Origin of the sequence: Nitrospira tepida (assembly GCF_947241125.1) — a bacterium.
Taxonomy (GTDB): Bacteria; Nitrospirota; Nitrospiria; order Nitrospirales; family Nitrospiraceae; genus Nitrospira_G; species Nitrospira_G tepida.
Genome location: NZ_OX365700.1, coordinates 344762 through 366011, shown reverse-complemented (window position 1 = coordinate 366011; position 21250 = coordinate 344762). Strand labels below are relative to the sequence as shown.

The 21250-nt window shown below is 61.9% G+C and carries 26 protein-coding genes; 5 read left to right on the top strand and 21 right to left on the bottom strand.

The genetic code is table 11. The features are described 5' to 3' along the window. Positions 1 to 210 precede the first annotated feature (210 nt). The 10 genes from QWI75_RS01810 to QWI75_RS01765 form a co-directional block, all read right to left on the bottom strand. On the bottom strand, positions 211 to 789 hold the full coding sequence (locus QWI75_RS01810; RefSeq protein ID WP_289266976.1) for a hypothetical protein: 579 nt from the start codon (positions 787 to 789) through the stop codon (positions 211 to 213). Positions 790 to 832: 43 nt separating this feature from the next. Beyond that, positions 833 to 1318, bottom strand: a complete 486-nt coding sequence (locus QWI75_RS01805; protein ID WP_289266975.1) for a PDZ domain-containing protein — start codon at positions 1316 to 1318, stop codon at positions 833 to 835. Between the two features lie 17 nt (positions 1319 to 1335). After that, positions 1336 to 1806, bottom strand: a complete 471-nt coding sequence (locus QWI75_RS01800) for a DUF4149 domain-containing protein (protein ID WP_289266974.1) — start codon at positions 1804 to 1806, stop codon at positions 1336 to 1338. A gap of 11 nt (positions 1807 to 1817) precedes the next feature. Beyond that, positions 1818 to 2411, bottom strand: coding sequence for a redoxin family protein (locus tag QWI75_RS01795; RefSeq protein WP_289266973.1), 594 nt, complete (start codon positions 2409 to 2411; stop codon positions 1818 to 1820). A gap of 31 nt (positions 2412 to 2442) precedes the next feature. Continuing rightward, the gene (locus QWI75_RS01790; RefSeq protein ID WP_289266972.1) at positions 2443 to 3411 is read right to left on the bottom strand and encodes a TIGR01777 family oxidoreductase; all 969 of its coding nucleotides are present in this window, start codon (positions 3409 to 3411) and stop codon (positions 2443 to 2445) included. A 10-nt stretch (positions 3412 to 3421) separates the two neighbouring features. Next, entirely contained in the window at positions 3422 to 4237 is an 816-nt protein-coding gene (locus tag QWI75_RS01785; protein WP_289266971.1) for a formylglycine-generating enzyme family protein, read from the bottom strand. 26 nt (positions 4238 to 4263) lie between these two features. Continuing rightward, positions 4264 to 4653 (bottom strand): hypothetical protein, encoded by a 390-nt coding sequence (locus QWI75_RS01780; RefSeq protein WP_289266970.1) that lies wholly within the window; start codon positions 4651 to 4653, stop codon positions 4264 to 4266. Between the two features lie 32 nt (positions 4654 to 4685). Beyond that, positions 4686 to 5741, bottom strand: coding sequence for a formylglycine-generating enzyme family protein (locus QWI75_RS01775; RefSeq protein WP_289266969.1), 1056 nt, complete (start codon positions 5739 to 5741; stop codon positions 4686 to 4688). A gap of 80 nt (positions 5742 to 5821) precedes the next feature. After that, positions 5822 to 6775 carry a formylglycine-generating enzyme family protein gene (locus QWI75_RS01770; RefSeq protein WP_289266968.1) on the bottom strand — a complete coding sequence of 318 codons (954 nt, stop codon included), beginning with the start codon at positions 6773 to 6775 and terminating at the stop codon, positions 5822 to 5824. A gap of 38 nt (positions 6776 to 6813) precedes the next feature. Then, positions 6814 to 7149 carry a hypothetical protein gene (locus QWI75_RS01765; RefSeq protein WP_289266967.1) on the bottom strand — a complete coding sequence of 112 codons (336 nt, stop codon included), beginning with the start codon at positions 7147 to 7149 and terminating at the stop codon, positions 6814 to 6816. A gap of 142 nt (positions 7150 to 7291) precedes the next feature. On the opposite strand from QWI75_RS01765, the gene QWI75_RS01760 reads away from it, so the two are divergent. After that, positions 7292 to 8215, top strand: coding sequence for a MerR family transcriptional regulator (locus tag QWI75_RS01760; protein ID WP_289266966.1), 924 nt, complete (start codon positions 7292 to 7294; stop codon positions 8213 to 8215). Positions 8216 to 8248: 33 nt separating this feature from the next. Here the strand turns inward: QWI75_RS01760 and QWI75_RS01755 are convergent, their stop codons facing one another. From QWI75_RS01755 to QWI75_RS01745, 3 genes are all read right to left on the bottom strand, one after another. After that, entirely contained in the window at positions 8249 to 9613 is a 1365-nt protein-coding gene (locus QWI75_RS01755; protein WP_289266965.1) for a DUF4832 domain-containing protein, read from the bottom strand. Positions 9614 to 9701: 88 nt separating this feature from the next. Continuing rightward, positions 9702 to 10484: a CBS domain-containing protein gene (locus QWI75_RS01750; RefSeq protein WP_289266964.1), complete on the bottom strand. Its 783-nt coding sequence runs from the start codon at positions 10482 to 10484 to the stop codon at positions 9702 to 9704. A gap of 365 nt (positions 10485 to 10849) precedes the next feature. Next, a complete protein-coding gene (locus tag QWI75_RS01745) occupies positions 10850 to 11566 on the bottom strand; it encodes a phosphatase PAP2 family protein (protein WP_289266963.1) in 717 nt (238 codons plus the stop codon). A 291-nt stretch (positions 11567 to 11857) separates the two neighbouring features. Here QWI75_RS01745 and QWI75_RS01740 point away from each other — a divergent pair, with 291 nt between their 5' ends. After that, complete coding sequence (locus QWI75_RS01740) at positions 11858 to 12097, top strand: hypothetical protein (RefSeq protein ID WP_289266962.1); 240 nt, start codon at positions 11858 to 11860, stop codon at positions 12095 to 12097. A 63-nt stretch (positions 12098 to 12160) separates the two neighbouring features. On the opposite strand, the gene QWI75_RS01735 is transcribed toward QWI75_RS01740, so the two are convergent. The 4 genes from QWI75_RS01735 to QWI75_RS01725 are packed head-to-tail and all read right to left on the bottom strand — an operon-like array spanning position 12161 to position 13583. Continuing rightward, entirely contained in the window at positions 12161 to 12595 is a 435-nt protein-coding gene (locus QWI75_RS01735) for a ribonuclease H family protein (protein WP_289266961.1), read from the bottom strand. Between the two features lie 24 nt (positions 12596 to 12619). Next, positions 12620 to 12889 carry a type II toxin-antitoxin system RelE family toxin gene (locus QWI75_RS22600; RefSeq protein WP_370693538.1) on the bottom strand — a complete coding sequence of 90 codons (270 nt, stop codon included), beginning with the start codon at positions 12887 to 12889 and terminating at the stop codon, positions 12620 to 12622. Next, positions 12870 to 13070, bottom strand: a complete 201-nt coding sequence (locus tag QWI75_RS01730) for a hypothetical protein (protein WP_289266960.1) — start codon at positions 13068 to 13070, stop codon at positions 12870 to 12872. The genes QWI75_RS22600 and QWI75_RS01730 overlap by 20 nt, the downstream gene beginning before the upstream one ends. A gap of 33 nt (positions 13071 to 13103) precedes the next feature. Beyond that, a complete protein-coding gene (locus QWI75_RS01725) occupies positions 13104 to 13583 on the bottom strand; it encodes a ribonuclease H family protein (RefSeq protein WP_289266959.1) in 480 nt (159 codons plus the stop codon). Between the two features lie 166 nt (positions 13584 to 13749). Here QWI75_RS01725 and QWI75_RS01720 point away from each other — a divergent pair, with 166 nt between their 5' ends. From QWI75_RS01720 to QWI75_RS01710, 3 genes are all read left to right on the top strand, one after another. Beyond that, positions 13750 to 14199 carry an SRPBCC family protein gene (locus QWI75_RS01720; protein ID WP_289266958.1) on the top strand — a complete coding sequence of 150 codons (450 nt, stop codon included), beginning with the start codon at positions 13750 to 13752 and terminating at the stop codon, positions 14197 to 14199. 482 nt (positions 14200 to 14681) lie between these two features. Beyond that, positions 14682 to 14924, top strand: a complete 243-nt coding sequence (locus QWI75_RS01715) for a hypothetical protein (RefSeq protein WP_370693609.1) — start codon at positions 14682 to 14684, stop codon at positions 14922 to 14924. Then, positions 14924 to 15853, top strand: a complete 930-nt coding sequence (locus QWI75_RS01710; RefSeq protein ID WP_289266956.1) for a PDDEXK nuclease domain-containing protein — start codon at positions 14924 to 14926, stop codon at positions 15851 to 15853. The genes QWI75_RS01715 and QWI75_RS01710 overlap by 1 nt, the downstream gene beginning before the upstream one ends. A 251-nt stretch (positions 15854 to 16104) precedes the next feature. On the opposite strand, the gene QWI75_RS01705 is transcribed toward QWI75_RS01710, so the two are convergent. The 4 genes from QWI75_RS01705 to QWI75_RS01690 all read right to left on the bottom strand — a co-directional run bounded on the left by QWI75_RS01705 (position 16105) and on the right by QWI75_RS01690 (position 21249). After that, positions 16105 to 17295, bottom strand: a complete 1191-nt coding sequence (locus QWI75_RS01705; protein WP_289266955.1) for an aminotransferase class V-fold PLP-dependent enzyme — start codon at positions 17293 to 17295, stop codon at positions 16105 to 16107. 5 nt (positions 17296 to 17300) lie between these two features. Continuing rightward, positions 17301 to 18158 carry a tryptophan 2,3-dioxygenase gene (locus QWI75_RS01700; protein WP_289266954.1) on the bottom strand — a complete coding sequence of 286 codons (858 nt, stop codon included), beginning with the start codon at positions 18156 to 18158 and terminating at the stop codon, positions 17301 to 17303. Positions 18159 to 18246: 88 nt separating this feature from the next. Beyond that, positions 18247 to 19209, bottom strand: a complete 963-nt coding sequence (locus QWI75_RS01695; RefSeq protein ID WP_289266953.1) for a helix-turn-helix domain-containing protein — start codon at positions 19207 to 19209, stop codon at positions 18247 to 18249. Positions 19210 to 19308: 99 nt separating this feature from the next. Beyond that, positions 19309 to 21249, bottom strand: a complete 1941-nt coding sequence (locus QWI75_RS01690) for an acyl-CoA dehydrogenase family protein (protein WP_289266952.1) — start codon at positions 21247 to 21249, stop codon at positions 19309 to 19311. Between the last annotated feature and the right edge of the window lies 1 nt (position 21250).

Below are 21250 nucleotides of genomic sequence, written 5' to 3'. Positions count from 1 at the left end.
GATCCTTTCAATCGCCGAATCGAGATCCGGCCGGCTGCTTTCATGTCCCGTCGGCTTGCGCCATGACCGCCCGGTCTGGGACACTCTTCCAATCCGTGGACGGGGGAGTGGACCCACTGTGAGCCCAACGCAGCGACCCACTCACCCCGTTGGGAGGCGCCGTGCGGAGTCGCGGTGCCCCCTTCCACAGTAGCCGTCTGTCTCATCGTTTCACCATCCCCATTCCGCCGGCACGCCCGACCACCAATCGTCGGCCCGTTCGCTCCGCCACAGGGCCTGCTGCTTCCACAGCGCCTCGGTCCGCAGGGCATCGAGCCTGGTAGCCATGGCTGCCGTGAGGTCGGCTTGGTTCCGCACACTCTCCTGAATGAATTCCTTGGCCATGCGGGCGAGCCCGCCCGGAGGATCGATCAAATCCTGCGCCTCACGGTAGGTCAGGTTTCTGTACAACTGTTCGACGAGGCCCCATTGCTCGCGTTGCGACTGGCGATCGAGATAGCCGTCGATCGCATGGTAGACATAGGTCAGATAGGTGTAGTTCTCGGCCGATGGCCGTTCATTCACCTCCTGCTCGCAGGCCTCCAGCGCCCGGCGAAAGTCTCCGGCGGCGAGGTACAGTTTGGCCCGCGCCAGATGACCGGACGCGGGGAGCGGGGACCTCTTGGTCGACTCACCGGAGGCGGCCGGATTCAATGAGGACAGCGAGGTCCAGACGACGGCACAGACTGCGAGGCCTGCCAGCATTGGCAGCATGCCGGAAAATCCGGCTCGTCCATATCGATGGCTCACTGGTCCTCCTTTGTCCGCCGGAGACAAGCCGGTCGGACAGGCTCTATCGCTCGGGTCTGGCATGGGTTCCAGGCATGCCTTTGTAGAGCCGGTCGCTCCCGACACGGGTCAGGGTCACCTCGCGGGTCCCGCGTTCGCCTTTCACGCTGAGCCGGACCGTCTTCCCCACCTCTCCACGGACCATCATGACGACCTCTGCGTGGGTCTTGCCGGCCACCGGCTGGCCATCGATGGCCGTCACTTCCTCGCCATGCTCCAACCCGGCCTCATGGGCCGGTCCTTGCGGAAAGACCTGCCCGATATACAGCGCCGCCGGATCCCCCACGCGCTCAGCTCCCACCTGCAATGAAAGGCCGACAACCCCGTCTGGCATGGCCGGCTCTGCCTGGGCGCCGCGCGCGGCGCGCTCCCTCATCTCATGAGATTCCGCCCCTGCGACATCACCAGGAAGCCACATCGGAAACAGGCCCCACAGAGTCAACAGCCCGACCAACCCATACATCGCCGGCAACCATCGACGGAGCGTCATATCGTCCTCCTTGTTTGTTACAGCCTGATGGAGAATCCCAGCAGCCCCAGCGCGCAGAACAGGACCAAGGTGTTCAGATACACCGATCGTTGGTGTAGTCGCTGCCAGTTCCGTTGCAACGCGAGATCGACCGAACCCGCCAACTCCTGTTGCTTCAGCCGGTCCCGCATCTCGTTGCTCATGGGCGTAAGCGACGACCGGCAATAGCCCTCTCCCGCGAGCACGATCAGCCACAGCAGGCTGGCAGCGAGACTCGCCATACCGAACCCTTGCAGCATGCTGAGACAGCTCACGGCCGCGAGCCCCAGCAGCGCCGAGGCCATGCCCAACACATAATAGGCGGGGAAGAGTTGCCGGACGACCTTGCCGAAAGACTCCGGCTCCAGGGTCCTGGCCAACACGGGCGCGACCACGAACGACAGCAACGCCACTTTGCCGATCAACAGGCCGCAAGCCAACAGATGCAGATAGCGGAATGTCGCCTCCATGGCGGTCCCCCCTACGGTCGCGGCAGTAGCTTGCCCGCGGCCTCATAGGCCGCGTCGAAGTTCGGCAATTCGCCCATCGGCACCAATTGTAGGTGACGAATCACATTGTCTCGATCGACGACAAGCACTGCGCGATGGAGGATCTTGTAGGGGCTCAGCAGGAGCCCCGTCGTGCGGCCGAACTCATAGCCCGGCGCGTCGGAGAGAAAGGTGATGTTCCCAATGCGGGCCTTCTTGGCGAAGGCGGCCTGGTCGTCGGCGCTGTTGGTGCTGAGCGTGATGACCTGTACCTTGGGATCGAGCGAACCCCGCTGCTCGCTGAAACGGTGCGTCTGCTCGTCGCACACCGGCGTGTTGAGCTGCGGGACAATGCTGATTAACTTCACCTGGGCACCGGTCTGAGTCAGTCGCACCGGCTTTCCGCCGGCGCCGATCACCAACACATCGGGCAAACGGTCCCCGACTTTGATCCCCGAAGAGCCTCCGTTCGCAGGCGGCGCGGCCCACCCTGATCGGGCTTGGGCGAACGCCAGAAACGCGGCCAGGCCGGCGAGGCCGAGGCTCAAGACAGTCCATCTCTCTTTTGGTCCATGCAGGCGATTCATGGCGCTGTCCCTCCACAAGAATTGGTTGTCGTTATGCCGACACCTCGGTCTGCCGACGGTCCGGGACCGAAGGGCCGGCGCCGGTCCTGCCGATCAGGATGGCGCGCAGGGCCGATTCCAGGTCCGGGTAGACAAAGGGAAACCCGGAGGACAGGGCGACCATCGGGATGACCCTCTGTCCTGTCGTGAGCAACGTGCCCATTTCGCCCAGCGCCAACTTCACGGCGAATCCTGGGACCGAAAGCCAGGACGGCCGGCCCATCGCTCGACCGAGCAGGCGGCAGAACTCGGCCATCGTCACGGCTCCCGGAGCCACCGCATTCAAGGGGCCGGAGATCGTGTGATTCGTTATCGCCCATTGGATCAACCCGATCAGATCCTGCCGATGAATCCACGACACCCACTGGTCGCCGGGAGAGATCGGGCCTCCCACAAACAGTTTGAAGGGCAGCAGCATGCGCGGCAGCGCGCCTCCATCCCGCTCGAGCACCATCCCGATACGAAGCCGCACGACCCGCACGCCGAGCGCCTCGGCCCGATAGGCCTCGGCCTCCCAGGCTTCCGACAGGTCCGCAAGGAATCCCGATCCCCGTTCCGCCCGCTCATCGAGCAACCGATCATCGCTGGCCCCGTAATAGCCGACACCGGACCCGCTGATCAGAACCACAGGACGGCTCGCGCGGCGACCAAGCGCCTGGACGACCAATCGAGTGGCCGAGACGCGGTTCTCGATCAGATGCCGTTTGCGGGATTCCGTCCAGCGTTCATCCGCAATCGAGGCGCCGGCCAAATTAACGACGGCCTCGACCTCTTCGAACGAGGTCTCCCAGGTACCGGGCGAGATCCCGTCCCATTCCATGTATTCGCAGAGATTCCCCAATCGGCGCCAGGCCCGGTTGGTATCGCGGGTGAGTAGAGTGACCCGATGGCCCTGAGCCGCCAACTGCTCACTCAGCGCTGACCCGATAAAGCCGGTCCCCCCGGTCACGACGATGTGCATGGCCTCCTCCTTATTTCGCGCCGTCTGGCCCTTCGACGCTCTTTGCGCAGCGAAAGCCGGTGCCGTGCGTCTGGAGCGCAAACCCTCCACGTCCCCGGGAGGCGACGCCGATATCCCACATTGGGCTGTGCCAGGACCCGCCTCTGATGCTCCGCACGACTCCTTTGGCAGGTCCCTTGGGATTGCGGTCGGGAGCGTGCTTGTAGTAGTCCGGATCGTACCAATCTTCGACCCATTCCCGCGCGTTTCCGGACATGTCCTTGACCCCGTAGGGCGAGTCGCCGGCCGACAGCGCACCCACCGGATGCATGGTCTTCTCTCCCTCCCATTCGCGATCGAAGTTGGCGCGTTTCGGAGAGGGCGGGTCATTGCCCCAGGGATACAAACGCCCATCCGTGCCACGCGCCGCCTTTTCCCACTCCGCTTCCGTCGGCAAGCGCTTCTTCGCCCAGGCGCAGTAGGCCTTGGCGTCATACCAGGTCACCTGCACGACCGGGAGTTGCTCGATCCCGGTGGCGTCATGCAAAAAGCCGGACCCGTAAGGGTTCGGGGGATTGCGATGCCCGGTCGCCTTTACAAAGGCCAGGTAGCGCTCGTTGGTCACTTCTACCTGGTCGATGGCGAATGTATCCAAGTAAATGTCCCGCTGAGGCCGCTCGTCCTCTCGCCCCTTGCCGTCCTCACTTCCCATCTTGAACGGACCAGCGGGGATCATCACCATCGGCACGGGGTCCGGCTCGATAGTCCGGGTCGCCGCCGCCACCGGAAACGTGGCCGGGACCAACGCCAGTACGCCGACCGTCCAGAGGAGAACGTTCCAGATCATGATCGCTACAGCTCTCCGCATCAGTATCATCGCTTGTGCTCCCTGCTTCCCATGATTGCCGCATCAGTATGGATCGTAATGGCGTCCACCAATCGTTGGACTTGCCTTGTATCGCCGCGTTCCGCCGCCGACCGAGCTTGCGGCACCAACGCCCGGGCTTCATGCAAATGCTGTTCGATCTCCGCCTGCACGGCCGGCGACGCGATCGTCCCCCCCAAGGCCGCCTTGTGATAGGTCTCCCAGGCCTGGTCGACGGCATGTTCGGCTTCATGAACGGCCTGCGCCGCCTCCGGAAAGGGATGTGCGCCCGGATCGATCGGACCGCCATGCACAGGCTGGACGAACCACGCCGCGACCGCGATCAACAGAAGGCCGAACGAGAAAGTTGGTGTGGAAGGGGACTGGATTTTGCTCATGGGTGTGCTCCCGCCTATGCCGGCCTGTGAGACTAACCGCGTTTCAGTGACTTATGAATCAACCGGTCCAGATCCAACAGCTCCGGGTTCACCGGATCGATCCGCAATCCGCGCGCGACCGACTGCCTGGCCTCCTCGAACTGTTCCTTACCCATGAGAACCAAGGCTTCGATGGAGGCCTGGCGAATCTGTTGTTCAATCTGCTGCGGCGCCTGCTGTGTGCAGCGGAACCCGAGACCGACGCCGTAGCTGTTATTCAAGGGATGATTCCAGAACCGGTGCGTGGACCGTACCGTCGCTTCCGGCGCGATCCAGGAGCCGCCGCGGATGACGCGCTTTTCTCCGACGGTCAGACGATCCACATAGGTGCCGGTCCCGCCAAGCCAGATGGGCTTGTCCGGCCCGGTCGGATTCACGGAGGTGTCGAACCGGCCGTAGTACTGGGGGTCGTACCAGTCGGCCACCCACTCGAAGACGTTGCCGGCCATGTTGAGGGCGCCGTAATAGCTGGCCCCTTCGGGGTAGGCTGTGACCGGAGCCGTCGCTTCGGCCCGGCGCCCGAAGTTGGCGCGGGCTTCATCGAATTGGTCGCCCCAGGGATAGAGGTTCCCGGAGGGGCCGCGCGCCGCCTTCTCCCATTCGGCCTCGGTCGGAAGCCGCTTGCCTCGCCATTCGCAGTAGGCCTTGGCATCGTACCAATTGACACCGACTACCGGCTGCTCCGACTTGTTGAGGCGCGGATCGTCCCAATAGGCCGGTGCGGGGTGGCCTGTCTGATTCATGAACTCGCCATAGTTCCCATTGGAGACCTCGTACTTATCGATCAGAAAGGCATCCAGCATGACCAGATGGGCCGGAACTTCATCGTGGAAGGCATCCGCCGACCAGGGTGTCGCCATACGTTTCTGGTAGGGCGTCAGTTTGGCATTGGTTTCCGGTTGCTGCGCTCTGTCGAGACCCATGATCGATGGCCCCTGGGCGACATACACCATGTCGTCCGGAATCATCGAGTCGGCTCCGTCCGCGACGCTGACTGCGACCGCGAGCAGGACGGCAGCGATAAGGATCGTGTTCGTTATTCTCTCCATGGCATCCCTCCGGCCAGATGGCGAAGATTGACCCGCATACCGGCGGCAGCCGCGACGGGACGCGGCTGCCGCCGAAACCATTATTTCTTCAGGCTCTTCTTGATGAGGTCGCGGGTCGCGGCATATTCCTTGTTGCTCGGATCTGCCTTGAGCGCTTGTTCGATCGACACCAGAGCATCCGGGTACTTCTCAATGCCCATGCTGATCAGGGCCTGGATGAATGCGTCCCGGCCTGCCTGATCCGCATGCACGATCGGAGCGGCGCTCTTGGCGCAACGGAATCCCAGTCCGACCCCATAGGAATTGTTCTCCGGCTGGTTCCAGAACCGGTGTGTGGTGTGGAGAGAGGTCTCCGGTGCCAGCCATGAGCCGCCTCGTAGGACCTTTACCGGGCCCTGGTTGGCGAAGTTGTACCCCTTGTCGGCGCCCTGTGGATTTAGGGCATTGCTCCTCTTGTACGAGTGGGGGTCATACCAATCTGAAACCCACTCGAACACATTGCCGGCCATGTTATAGAGCCCGAAGCCGTTCACCCCTTCGGGATAGGCATCGACCGGCTCGGTCCGCCCGACGTTCTGGCCATAGTTGGCCTTGGACGGATCCAGCGAATGCCCCCAGGGATAATGGTTGTCGCCCGAGGGTCCTTTAGCAGCCCGTTCCCATTCGGCTTCGGTTGGCAACCGCTTTCCTTCCCACTTACAGAAGGCAGTCGCATCATGCCAGCTCACGCCCACCACCGGCTGGTTGGGCTTGCTCAATCGAGGATCGTCCCAGTAGGCGGGAGCCGGATGACCGGTCGCTTTCATGAATTCTTTGAATCGCGCGTTCGAGACCTCGAACTTATCGATCAGAAACGAGTCGAGCACGACCTGATGCCGGGGCTCATCTGAATGTTCGTTGCCGCCCATGGTGAATTCCCCGCCGGGGATCGTCGCCATGTCCTTTTCCTTCTCGCCCGCTCCGAAAGCGATTCCCGAGCCTGTCATCAAAGCTAAACTCGCGATGGCTGCCGTAAGCACCGTGGTCCTCCGCATGGCTGTCATCCTTCCTGTTGAATGGTGGTGTGTGAAATCTACGAGAACATGGCTGTTGCATACTGTCCCGATCGACCGGCACTGACGCGGAAGGCGACGCCGGCTGGATCAGTCAGCAAGCCGGAGGGGACCGAGGCCTGCTTGGTCCCTTGGGTGACGCGATTCCGAAGAATCACCGGATCGATGACGTCGCCGCACTGCACGCAGCGTAGGGCCGTGAACTCCAACCGGCCTGTGCCGTCCATCAGGTCCGTGCAGTGGTCGATCACCAACAATCCACCGCACCGCACACACTCTTGAATCGTCGCAGGGCGGAGCGCGGATGGTTGGATCGGGGTTGCTCGATCGGCCTGTCTCGTCCTTGCTGTCGCCACGGTCATCACCTCCTTGATCGTTTGGCCTATGGTATGTCCAATGTTGTGTCTAATGTATAACGGTATTTGTCCAATGTGTCAATAGTTGATATAAAAAATATTCTACAAACATTGGACGCACTGTGCTATCATGGGTTGCATTATGAATACCCATAGAATTCATAGAGTTGCGAAACTCACCGGTCTCACCAAGGACGTGATTCGCGTCTGGGAGAGGCGTTATGGGTTGTTGAAACCGATCCGGGGGGCCAACCGTTATCGCAATTATTCAGACGAAGACGTGTTGCTGCTTCGTTTTTTGAAGCAGGAGCAGGAGCGGGGATACTCGATCGGGGATTTGGCGGAACTGGGCCGGGATGAATTGCTCGCGCGTGCGCGCCAATCGGCCTTGCCGGCGCGCTCTCCGGACTCGAATCCCTATGCAAGGTTGATCGAACAACTGATTCAGTCGCTCGATCCGTTGGACAAGACGAGCTTTGAGCGGAAGCTGAACGGAGCGGTCGCCATCGTCCCGTTTGACGAAGCGCTCCACGGGATGCTGATCCCGCTCCAGCAGCGCGTCGGGGAGTTATGGCATGAGGGGAGGCTTAGCGTGGCCGTCGAACATTACGTCAGCAAGGTCGTGCAGCAGAAGCTCTTCTCCGTGATGAATCAATTGGCGCCGCCGGATCATGGCCCGAAGGTCGTCGTCGCCTGTCCTCCGAAGGAGACGCACGAACTCGGCGCGCAGACCGTCGCCTACCACTGCGCCGTCCGAGGATTCCGGGTGATCTACTTAGGCCCCAACACGCCGATCGACGACCTGTCGGCCTTGTGCCTTGACGTGCAGCCGGCCCTGGTGCTGCTCTCGATGACGTTGGGCGGTCCGGATGACGAGCTTCACGCCCTGGCCAAGGCGCTGGCCCACAAGATCAAGCCGCTTTGTCCGGTCGGGTTGGGAGGAGCCGGCCTCTCGGCCGTCAAGGAGATTTTCGAGGAGGAAGGGCTGGTCGTGCTGGAGGATCTGGACTCGCTGGACCGGTTCTTGGAACGCGTGCGGTCTGCCCAATCGTCTGCGCCTCGCTAGCTCTGGCTCGCCGTTCAATCGCCGGAGAGGCTGCTATTCGCGGACCATGACCCGGGAGATCGGATACCATCGATCCGCCCGCCGCCCGGCAATGGCCAGATCCACCAGTGGCAACCGGCCTGCTTCGTCGAGCACCGCAACATCGATGTGATAGACTCCGGCCGGCACGTCCGGCGGAATCGCCGGCGTCTCTTCGACCAGGTATGGCTCGCCCGGCAGCCACCGCTTGAGATCCGCCCCGCTCGTCCATTGAGCCATGACCTGCTCCGACTCGTTCCGCAGCCGGTAGGCAAGCGGCCAGGGACGATAGACGGGAGCCACGCCGACATTCTCCCATCGGGATTGCAGGACCAACGGACCGCCGGCCCTGGCCTCCGCCTGATGGCTGAACTCACGCAGCACCAGCCGATAGCCCATCTTCTTGAGAAACTGTTCGACCTTGGATCGCCAGGCTTCCGGCACGGGAGCCGATTTTGCGTTCAGGACCGAGAGGTGCCAGTCCAGCCCCTGCTGCAAGATACGATCGATGTCGAACCCCTTGTCCTGCCAGTCCTGCATCACGCCGCAGACTTCGAACTGCACGGGACCACGTTTCCAGGCCTCGCCGATCACCGGATCGCGCAGCACCGGTGCGTAAGCATGTTCCATGTGATTCCAGGTGGGGGTGAAATAGCCATAGTCCCCGAAACAGTCCCCGCGCCAGCCGGCTCCGCGTTCGGCGCCATATTTGAGTTGGCCGCCGTGCAGGCTGACCAGCGGCACCTGCGGAAAATACCTGAAGTACCAGTCGGTGATCCTGAGCTGATTCCCCTCGCTCGGAAAGAACGCCTGGCATTGAGGACGTTGCTCCGGGAGGCAGCAGGCTGTGTTCCATTCTCCCCAGCACCCGACCGATCCGATGTCCACATGGTCGATCTCCGGCGAAGCGCCGTACCGTTCGCCGAAGGCCTTGATCAACTTTTCGTGGTACTCGAGAAAGAGAGGATTGTTGTAGTCCGGAAAGATCCCGTCGGTTTCCTTGATGCTGGCGACCCCCTTCTCCAACAGCCAGCGCGGCGATCCCTGCTCGTATTCCGCCACGATGCGGAAGGCCAGCCGTTCGCCCTTGGCCTTGGCCTGTTCGATGATCCGATCCACGAAGTCGAATGCATAGTGCCCCTCGGCCGGCTCAAGGTCGGCCCAGGACCAGCGGAAATAGGCGACGGTCGAGCGAGGATAGCGATCGGCCGGAGGCGGATGGCCGAACCCGAAATGGAAATCGGCAAAGCCCATCCCGGGATTGTAGAGGACCTCGTCGATCTCGACCGGCGTCACCGTCACCATCGGAGCGGATGGCTCGAATGAGGCAGCCCGGAGCCGCTCGCCGTCGGTCACGCAACCGGCCGCCGCGCTCAGCACCACTGCGCACCACAGCGGTAACCACAGAACTAGCGGCCGCCGGCTCACTGGTCGGGTCGCGTTCATGAGGAGGGTCTGAAATGGGGGGCTAGTCCACGCGCATCGCCGACAGGTCCTCAATCGCCCGCAGGATGTCCGACACAGACAGCACGCCGATGATGGTCCGGTCCGCCGTCACAGGCAGGTGCCGCACCCCCGCATCCTTCATGAGGGCCAGGGCGTCCGACAGGGATTCCGTCAGCTCGATCGTCACGACCGGCTTGCTCATGCAGGTGAGCACGGTCGTCGTGCTCGGATCGAGCCCGCGGGCCACGGCCTTCCGGCTTAGATCCGAGTCGGTCACGATACCGATATAGCGCGAGCCGTCATCCACGATGAGCGAGCCGACCTTCCACTTCTGCAACGCCCGGCCCGCCTCCTTGATCGTCGCGCCGCTGTGGATGCTGCGGACGTCGCTGGCCATATAGTCCTCGACGGTCACCCGTTGCAGGGCCTGCCCGTCGAGGCCAGGCCGCCGCGTCACGAGCAGGCGCTTGCGGAATTCGAGGTCGGCGACGCAGCTTTCGAGCACCCGCTTGCGCTGGTGCAGGCTCTCGCGTTCCCGGTCATGGGTACCGCTTTCCTGCGCCTCCTCGGGCAGGAGGCTCCCTTCGCCGATCTTGGCATAGAGATAGGCCTCGAACTGATCGGAGGCCTGGCCGAACACTTGGCCGATCAGATCCTCCATGTCTTCATCGAACTGCTCCAGCGACATGGTGGTTTTTTTGCGGGAGAGAAACGGCTGAAATTTCTCCAACCGTTCCTTAAACCGCTGAATATAACGATCCAGAAACGTCGCGCGCGTCAATCCGGTCCTTGTCTTGGTTCCCATCGTGTGCCACTCCTCTTGTGAAGGGAGCCAGACTATCGCAACAGGGGTTCAGGGCTCAAGAGGCAGCGACGTGCCGTGGCAGCGACCTGCCGGCGGATGCGCCGCCCGAATCATGCTTGAACGCGAGGCGGAAGGATGGAGCGTAGCGGTTGGCTAGCCCGCATTATTCACGATGACTTCTACTGCAACCGCCGATATGCCGCTGCAACAAGGTTGGCTGCGCCTGAACGGCAGCCAACCGGGCGGGCTCGCCGCTCACCCCCTCGACATACTGCCTAAGTATGCCTCGGGTTCTCGCGGCTCCGCACGCCCGTTTCGCGTGGCATCTCCGCGGTTTCGTCACGAACTCTCGTGAATAATGCGGGCTAGTGAAGCAGTTTCTCTCCGGCTCCCTTGAGCAGGTCGTAAAGAAACTGAGCCAACTCGTGGGCGTCATAGAATAGATAGGTCATTTGGGTGGTCATCACGAACAAAGCGGCGTACAGCGCGGCCGGCCTCGTCCGCTCCCATGTCGTCGTCCAAGAGCCGAGGCGGGTCTGTATCCCTTCGCTGGTACAGAACGCATAGGTGACCGACCCACCCAATAGGGCGCCCGCGACGATATCGGTCAGATAGTGGAGGCCGAGGTAAGCCCTGGGAAACGAAATGATAAGGACGGCATGGGCCAAGGCCAGCCACCCCAGCGTCCGGGAAACGAAGAACAACCCGACCGCGAACGAAAAGAAGAAGGTCGCATGGTCGCTCGGGAACGCGCTCCACGACGAATAGTGCCATTCCTGGAGCCCTTCGGCATGTTTCAGGTGGAGTTCGGGCGTGAACAAGGGTCTCACGCGGATCGGCTTGTATTGTGCGGCCTGAGAAAGGGCGACGGCGAAGATGCAGGAGACCAGCAGGGTCACCAGGATCGCATGACGGTGCTCGTTCCTCTCTTCCCGAAACCAGGCCCACCAGAACAGGGGCAGGATCAGGTAGCCCTTGGCGAGATTGCTTGAGGCGAGGTAGACCATGATCGCATCGAACGTCCATGACCGCTGGACAAACTGGTTGAAAAACGCCGTCACAGCCAGATCGATCGACGTCATGTGACGGGACTCCTGTGCTCCCGGTGGTCAGGATCTTGCGAAGATCTTCCGTCGATGGTGCTGCGCGCCGAAGCCGTCCGACCCGGCATCAAGGGCGCTGACCAGTCGGTCGGCCGTAGGGAGAAGGTGGAGATTGTGGGAGGGCGGCTGCCTACTGCGGGCCGGAGACCGGATACCGAGAGGGTCGAGATCCGATGCTTCATGGAACGGCGCCTCCTATTCCCGTTACGCGGTCATCGTTCACCTGATTGCTCGTTCACGATGCCCCACAGAGTCGGGAAGAGACCCGCGATGTCTGACAGCAAGATCGTGGGGAAGGCGGAAGAGCAAGTTCCGGTCCGGCCGCGCACCATCCGTTTCGGGCTGTCCGACCGTGGAAACAGGCCGGAGAGGCAAGGTAGTTACAATGGCGCGATCGCGAAGGCGCGTTTGGCGGGGAGTGCGATGATCAGCAGCCGCACGGTGCGTGCGGTGCGAAATCGCTCAGGCCGGCTGGATGATCTGAACCGTGAGAAGGCGAGAGAGCGGTAGCTCAAGCAAAGCGGTGGTGGGCCGGGCGGAACTGTAAGACGCAGAGAGGATGGCGGAGACGGCTTACCGGCTCATTCCTTGCGCCTGGCCCCCTCCCAAGCCGCCGGCAATGGAAGCGGCCCGCTGCGCGAGAACGTCGCAGGCTTCGTTCTCCGGATGGCCGTTGTGCCCGCGTACCCACTGCCAACTGACCCGGTGGAGGGCGGCGAGCCGATCCAGCTCGGCCCAGAGATCATGGTTCTTTTTCCGCTTCCAGCCCAGGGTCATGGTTTTAATCAGGAGCTGGGAGTCGGAATGGAGCACGACCATGCGGGACGCAGACAGGCTCTTCAAGGCCTCGATGGCCGCCGTCATTTCCATGCGGTTGTTCGTGGTCTCGATCGCATGGCCCGAGGCTTCGGTCCGCTCTTCACCGATCTCGATAATATAGGCCCAGCCGCCCGGGCCGGGATTCCCGAGACAACTGCCGTCGGTCCAGATCAGGATAGGGTGGTTCATGCTTTTATGGGAGAAGCGGTGGCGTTACCTCTTGTAGATCTCTCCTCGATGGCCGACCCGCAAGACGACGATTTTCTTCCCTTGGAGATCAAAGATGATCCGATAATCACCGATACGGAACCGGTAGGAGCCAAGATCAGAGTCCTTCAAGGATTCAGCGTGCGCCAGCGGATTCTCTTCGTAACGGAGGAGGGTTTTCCGATTCGTTGCTTGATGGAGGGATCGAGTCTGTCGATGTCTCGGATTGCTCGTTGCGTGTAGGTCAGCCGATAGATCATCGGCCAAAGACTTCATCGTGATCCTTCACTCTTCCGGCCTTATAGTCCCAGCGAGCTTCCCTGATGCTCCGCAGGTATTCCGGAGAAGTCGCCGCGATTAAGTCCTCGATAAAAATCTGCCGTTCTTTCTTTTTCATCCTTTTCACAGCCTTGATAATGCTGCTGGGATTCACTTCCATTCGTAATGCTGTCGCCATGATTCACTCCCTTTTGCGCAAGAGAGATCACAGTTAAGGACGAGGCAGATGGTCACACAGAGCTTGTCCTGTCACGTTATAGCAACGCGGATCGGGCAGTTCAACTGAGTGGTGATATGGCGCCGGTCTCGCCGCCCGCCGGGACTGATGCGACCGTCCGTCGCCTATCCGCACCTGGCACCTAGACAAGCGCAAGCCACTGGCAACCGAAGCGGCGTCTTGAGGGAGCCGGTCGCAGGCTTCGTTTTCCGGATGGCCGTTGTGCCCGCGTATCCATTGCCAACTGACCCGGTGGAGGGCGGCCAGCCGATCCAACTCGGCCCAGAGATCATGGTTCTTCTTTCGCTTCCAGGCCAGCGTCATGGTCTTGATGAGGAGCTGGGAGTCGGAATGGAGCAGAACCGTCTGTGAAGCAGGCAGGGTCTTCAAGGCCTCGATGGCCGCCGTCATTTCCATGCGGTTGTTCGTGGTCTCGATCGCATGGCCCGAGGCTTCGAAATGACCATGCCTCACAATGTCTCGGTCCCCGGTCCAGCCTTGGGTTCTGCCTAGTCCTCAGACCGACCGAGGACGGTCTATCCTCATGACCGAAGGAATCGCCAACGCGCCCGGTCACGGGTCGTTCACCATTGCAACAGGGGCGGAGGGAAGATCTTCGTCCTTTGAAAGGAGGAGGACAATGTCAGTCGTCGAACAATCGATCGAGGTCAATGTGCCGGTCAGAACGGCCTACAATCAATGGACACAGTTCGAGGATTTTCCGCATTTCATGGAAGGGGTCAAGCAAGTGAAACAACTCGATGACCGGCAGTTGTATTGGAAAGCCGAAGTCGGAGGAAAAGAAAAAGAATGGCGGGCGCAGATTACGGAACAAATCCCGGATCAGCGCATCGCCTGGGCGAGCACCTCCGGCGCGAAAAACGCCGGAGTGGTGACCTTTCATCCGCTCTCAGCCACGAGATCCAAAGTCATGGTGCAGATGGACTACGACCCGCAAGGCGTGGTTGAGAACGTCGGCGACGCGGTGGGCGTCGTGACGCAACGAGTCCAGGGAGATTTGGAACGATTCAAACAGTTCATCGAAACCCGCGGGCAGGAAACCGGAGCCTGGAGGGGGGCCGTGAAGTAGCGCAGGTCAGGATCGGCTGCGTGAATCCCTCCCAAAGACCACACGCAGCCGGGGATTCGTCGGGCGGCCGTCGCGGGGTCTCCTTCGCGGCGGCCGCCCATCTCTCGACGGCCGGTGCTTGCCCCCAATGCTAGAGGCCCCTGCGCACACTCGTGTGAATCCTGCATTGAACAGGGGACGGACTTCCTGCGAGGACCTCCACGAGGGCGGTGACGGTCCGAATGGCGCGGACGACGCTTCTTCGCCGGCGGACTATTTTCCCGAGCAATAATCTGCGGGTACCCCCCGTCCCTCAATTCGAACTCACCCACTGCAGCACTAATCCCGGTCGATGTATGATGAAGATTGGCATAGGCCAAATGGTCCCATTTCGCTCCTGCCTTTCTCACCTGGCAGTCAGTTTCCAGAACTAAGCAGTACCGCGCATCTTGCGCCGTAGCCCATTGTCCGCCCAAACGAAAATGGGTATTCTTGCGCCCACCATGGCCAATCCAACTAAGTCACTCACCCGCTACCATGCCAAGTACTTTGCCCATGAGCTGACCCGCCGAGCTGTGGGCGGCATGGATAGGTTGTCTATGTCCCTGTTTGACGCGGCATTCGACCAGATTTTCGTGAACGGCGACAACAACCTCGAGAACCTCAAGGCGCCCGATGACACCTGGAAGGTGCGCCTGATCGAAGAGGACTTCTTCCGCCTGATGTTCGAGACGGAAGGGGTGTGATGCCGAAGAAGGCCTCCAACACTCCGCTCGCCAGGACCGCGGAGCCGCTGTTTCGGGAGATCTGCTTCGTCCTCGAACAGGCGCGCGCCGGTGCCTATCGCGCCGTCAATGCCGCGATGGTGCAGGCGTACTGGCACGTTGGGCGGCTGATCGTCGAGCACGAACAGGGCGGCCGGCGCCGCGCCACCTACGGTGAAGCGCTCCTGGAGGAGCTGTCACGGCGCCTCATGGCGGAGTTCGGACCGGGCTTCGATGTCACCAATCTGCGCAAGATGCGGCAGTTTTACCGGATGTTCGACATTCGAGACGCGGTGCCTCTCGAATCGCAGCCGGCAGGCGACGCTCGAAAACGAGACGCAGCGCGTCTCGATTCCGGGAGGGAGGCAGTTCGCCACATCGCGCATGGCGAATTGAACTGGACCCATTACCGACTCCTGATGCAGGTGGCCGCCCCGGATGCGCGGCAGTGGTACGCGAACGAAGCGGTGAGCCAGCACTGGTCCACCCGCCAGCTCGAACGGCAGATCTCCGTCCTCTACTACGAACGCCTGCTCGGCAGCCGGAGGAAGGCGCCTGTCCGCAGGGAGGCCCGACAGAAGCTGGGGAGTATGGAGCCGGAGCACTTCATCCGCGACCCCTACGTGCTCGAGTTCCTCGAGCTCCAGGACTACCCGGCGCTGCGCGAGTCGAAGGTCGAACAGGCGATCATCGACAACCTGCAAGCGTTCCTGCTGGAACTGGGAAAGGGATTCGCCTTCGTGGCACGCCAGAAGCGGATCCGATTCGAGGAGGAGGACTTCTACGTTGACCTGGTGTTCTACAACTACCTGCTGCGCTGCTTCGTGCTGGTCGACCTGACGGTCGGCGCGCTCACGCATCAGGACATCGGCCAGATGGACAGCTACGTCCGCGTCTTCGACGCGCACTGATCAGGGTCAGCGCACTGATCAGGGTCAGGCTTGCGTATTGACTTATGGTCCAACCTGCGCGCCGTTGATGCCGAACTGGATTCCGTCACATACACGTAAGTGATCTGCCTGTTCGTGTGCACGCACCGGGTATCGCCGGCCTGACCAGCTCAAGCTGGAGTAAGGTGCGCCGTCCGTGGCTCGGGCGATCATCCCCATGATCTGCTTCATCACTCGCTCCAGCTCAACGGCCCCTCACGGACGCCGGCGTACTAGAATTGCGCGCCCCCCGCTGACAGGTACCGCTCATAGACCTTGGTCTCGAGGATGGTGTGTATTTCCTGCATCGTGGCATCGATCTCGTCATCGGACGTATAGAAGTGCGGCGCGATGCGAATGCCGACGCCGGGCCGAAAGTCCACCAGGATGTCGCGGTTGGCCAACTCACGCACGATGGCGGCTGCATGGGGGACATCGACGGCGACCATGCCGCCCCGCGTTCCTGCACTCCGCGGCGACTTGACCTGCCACCCGTACTGATCCGCCAGTTCGACCAACCGGGAAGTCTGCCGAATCGATTTTGCGCGGATCTTCCCGATGCCGGCCGCGAGAATGATCTCATAGCCGCTTTCCGCCGCATACAACGCCGGGATACCGGGCGAGCCATGGAGAAAGCGGTGGATGTCGGGAGCATAGGTGATCGGGCCGGGCTCAAAGGCAAAGGGCTCTCGGTGCGCCATCCACCCGGTGACCTTCGGCTCCAGTTGGTGGTGCAGCGCCGGATGCACGTAGAGGAAGCCGGCGCCAGGACCGCCGCAGAGCCATTTGACGGACCCCCCCACCACAAAATCGACGTCGAGAGCCCTGACATCAAGGGGCACGGTGCCTGCCGACTGGTAGACGTCCAATACGACCTTCGCGCCCACCGAATGGGCCTTGTGAACGACGGCCCGGACATCCTGAATGTACCCACTCTTGAACAGCACGTGCGAGATCGGTACCAGGAGCGTCTCCTCATCAATGGCGTCCAGCAGACGCTCCGTATCGATGGTCAGGCCGTCGTCGCTGGGAACCTCCACAAGGCGCGCTCCGGCCGCGCGGACATGCGCTTCATAAACGTACATCACGGAAGGGAAGTTCAAGGCTTCGTAGACGATCTTATTGCGCTTCCGGGTCAGATCAAAGCAGGAGGCAATGAGCGACTGACACACGGACACGTTCTGGTGCATCACGACGGTCCCAGGATCGGCACCGATGATGCGGGCGATCTTGTCGCCGGTCTTCACCGGCATCTCCCACCAACCCTCAGCCCAGGCTCGGATGCCACGCGTCGCCCAGAGATCCGCGAACTCGCGCAGGCGGTCGTAGACGCGAGCCGGCATCGCGCCCAACGAGTGACTGATCATGTAGATGGCCCGGTCAAGGATGGGGAAGTCTTTCCGGTACGACAGCAGCTCATCCATCGCCGTCAAGATCCATGCGGGTCTTCACACATGAGGGAGCGGGCTTCCCACAGTTCAGGAAAAAACTTTTTATCCAAGGTCGCCCTGAGATAGGAGGCTCCGGCGCTGCCACCGGTCCCCCTGGTCATCCCGATGGTGCGTTCCACCATTTGAATGTGCCGCAGGCGCCAGGCGACGAGGAGCTCATCGAACTCGGTGAGTCGCTCGCAGACATCGATCCAATCCCGATGGCCGCCCTCCTTGCGATACACCGCAACGATCAATTGGGCCCGCATCCGGAACCGCTCGTTCTCCGCGGCGTCCGGAGACATCGGAGGGGCCGTTTCCATCGCCGCCAGCGCGTCGAAAAAGACATCGCGGAGGGACGGTTCCTTCAGCCGCCGCTGAAGCGCGGCGAACAGCTCCGGGGCTGGCTCGTGCAAGTCCAGCATCCGCTCATCCTTCAGGCCGCAGAGGAACTCCAGTTCTCGAAACTGTTCGGACTGAAACCCGCTCGCAGGCCGCAGCCGATCGCGGAAGGCCAGGAAGTGCGTCGGCAGCATCGTTTCCAAGACGGTGAATTGCTCGACAAGGAGTCTGGCAATCTCGGTGCACCGTCTCAACAGGCGAGCCGCCTCATACACCTCGTCTCGCGAGTCAGGCCGCCGCGTCGCGGCGCGCAGATTTGCCACGACGGCATCCAGTTCGTGCAACAACAATTTGAACCAGAGCTCGTAGGTCTGATGAATGATGATAAAAAGCAATTCGTCATGGGCCATCGGCCTGGAGAGGGGAGATTGCAGACGCAACAGTTCGGGAATCCGGAGGTAATCGCTGTACGTCAACTGCCGGTCGGCTTGCGAAGACGGCGGCTCAACGCTCATGCTGCGCTCGGGGTATATGCGGGCGCTGCACAGAGCGTCCGTCGGATGGGCTCGACAGCTTTGATCTTGAACGGCTCGCACGGGAATTTCATGGAAAGGCTTTCTGGAAGCGCGCCAACTCGGCTTTGAAGGCGTGCCGTCCCGCATATTCGAACACGTACCGCGTCATGTCGAACAGCGGCGCGGGATTCAAATCGCGGATGGCCTCCGGCTTCCACGTGATTTCCAGTTGGCTGATCATGGTGATCGGCGTCGGCTTGCCGACCATTCCGAGCGGGACCTGCCCGTAGGATTGCGAGAAGATCAGGATCTCGCCGTCGAACATGGCCGCGTTGATGTCATGGGCCGCCCCCTGTTTCCGATAATCCTCCTCGAACCGGCAAAAGGCCGGTGACCGGTCCAGTTCTTCCCGGAACGAGAAGAAGATCTTGATCCCGGCGCGCTGCTGGTTGTCCATCACCTCGACGGCGTCGGCCACGAGGGAATCGTCGCGCATCTGCTCGCTCGACAGGACCAGGAGGCGGCGGATGGCGACCCCTCGCTTGGCCGCGGCTTGATTGGCCAGGAGGTAGTTGGGGTACAGCGCCTCCCCTTTTTTCCAGATGTTCCATCGTTCCATGACCGCGTCGATCGAGCGCTCCGCCGTCTCGACCAGGCGGACGGCTTCGGCATTGGCCGCGGCGCCTTCGTACACGAGCGTCTGCGATTCGAGCTGGCGCAATTCCCGGCCGATTGCCTCGACCTTCTTGGGGAGGTACTTGGGATGTTTCGGCACATGGAGCATCACGTCCACCGCGGTCTGGGCCAGCGTCCAATACTGCTTGGCGGAGGCGGGGGCCTTGTCCTTTTGGGCGACCAGCAGCAACTCCACCGGGTTGCGGTCGAGCAGCTTGGCGATCTTGATACACAGTTCCGGCTTGGGAATCTTGAGCCCGCGGCGCATCAGGTTGGCCTCGGGCTGGGCGATGCCGAGCTTGTCGGCCAGCGCATAATCGCTGGTCAGCCCATATCGCTCTTTTACCGCGTCAAAGTAGCTTGCGATCTCCGCCATGCTGACCTCACCGACCGGTGACCATCATCCGAACCCCGCCCCGGAGCCAAGGGCCATCATTACCCGGCGCTTCTCCTTCTCCGGCTCCTCCACCAGGTCTCACCCTTTCGAAGATACGCCCATCAGGTGCTCCGCCTCCGCATCGCAACTGGTTCCGGCGAGAGTCTGATCGACCGAGCCGGACGGGATGATGCCTGCTTCCAGCCAGTCGGCCTGGCCCGCAAGAATCTCCTTGGCTAGGTGAAACAGTCTCGTGTCGTCATCCCACCGGGGCGTTCGCAGGGAGAGTAAGGGGGTGGGATCGAACAGCTCCTCGACTCGACCCTGGAAATCGGCCACGAGAGCCCGACACAGCGGCCGGTCACGGACGTCCGGCTGCGATGCATACCACGCGAGCGCTTCGCCGGCAAAGAGCTGCATGCCGGCTGTCACCAGCCTGGTCAACAGCCGTTGCTTGCGTATGAGCCCATGACGGTGACGGGCCGTGACCCACAGGGTTGTTCGCGCCAGCTCGCGGCTTTCCCTCGCGACAAAACGATCCCAATCAGTCGCGGGCGAGCCAGGTGCCGCGGGCTTCCTCTCGTAGGCGGATGCGGCGCGAAGTGATCGGGCCGCCACCCGGGCGAAAAAGGGGAGAGCCTGCGCGATCTCCTTGATCCGGAACTCCAGAAAGGCGTTCCCCTTCGCCACATATTCCGCCAGCCCTTCCCGCCCGATCCAGAGGGTGAGGATCCCGTTGGTGCCTTCCCAAATAACGTTGATGAGGGAATCGCGGATCATCCGCTCCACCGGGGCCGGCATTTCTCCCCGGAGCCGGAGCGAGTCCGTTGTCTCAAACCCGCGCCCGCCGTAGATGCGCAACAGGTCGATCAACGACTCCAGCAGCCATTCGGAGGCGAGAATCTTCGCGGCCGCCGATTCCAGCCTGACGTCCACCTTGGCATCGGCCCAAACGCCCGTGATCGCGACCAATGCCTCCAGCGCCAGCGTGCGCGACGCCATCCGCACGAGCTTCGATCCGATGTCCGTGTGCTCGCCGATCGAGCGGTCGTATTGAATACGCTGTTGCGCGCGGCGACGGGCCAGCCACAAACATTGCTTCAGGCTGCCCAAGCAGGCGGCCGGAAGCGTGAGCCGGCCGACGGTCAAGGTTTCCAAGGCGCGCCGAAGCCCTTCTCCCTCCTGCCCGAGCCGATCGGCCACGGGCACAAACACGTCTCGCAGTTGCACCCGGCCGTTATAGATGCCGCGTACGCCCATGAAGCGAAACCGGCTGCAGCGGCACCCCGGGGCATGGGTCTCGACCACAAACGCCCCGAACCGCCGTTGCTCCTTGGGACGCGCGACCTCATGGGGCTCGTCCACGATCTGCGCGATCACGACCAGCAGCGAGGCCAAGAATTCGCCGTCTCGCCGCGGCGCGTTGGTCGTGTACATCTTCTCGCCGGTGAGCCGATAGCCCACCAGCTCGCCACCGTCCCATACGCGGAGCGCATAGGTCTTGAGATCCCAGATGTCGCAACCGGCATCCGGTTCGGTCAGCGCAAAGCCCGAGATCTCGCCGTTGGCCAGGCGGGGCAACCATCGTTGTTGTTGCTCCTGATCTCCGGCCAGCTTGACCGGTTCGGGCACCCCGATCGAATTATGAGCGGAAAGAAGGACGGTGAGTGCCGCATCATGGCTCCCAAGCAAGGTCGCCACCCGATGGTAGTCGGATTGGGAGAGGCCGAGCCCACCGTAGGTCTTCGGGATCTTCAGGCCGAAGGCACCGATCTGCTTGAGTGCGGTCAAGATGTCTTCGCCGATCTCTCCTTCGCGATCGACGGTGTCCGGGTCCACTTTCTCGATCAGGAGCGGACGGAGCCGTTCAAGGAACGCCGTTCCCGTCTCGCTGAGGGGAGGGATCGAATAAGAATCGAACAGATGGCGCCGAACGATGCCCTCGAAGAGCCCGGACAGGAAGCCTGCGTACCGCTTCGTATCTCGGGAGGCTTCGGCGACTGCCAGCGAACCTTGGAATAACGGCGTTGTGCCCGCCATC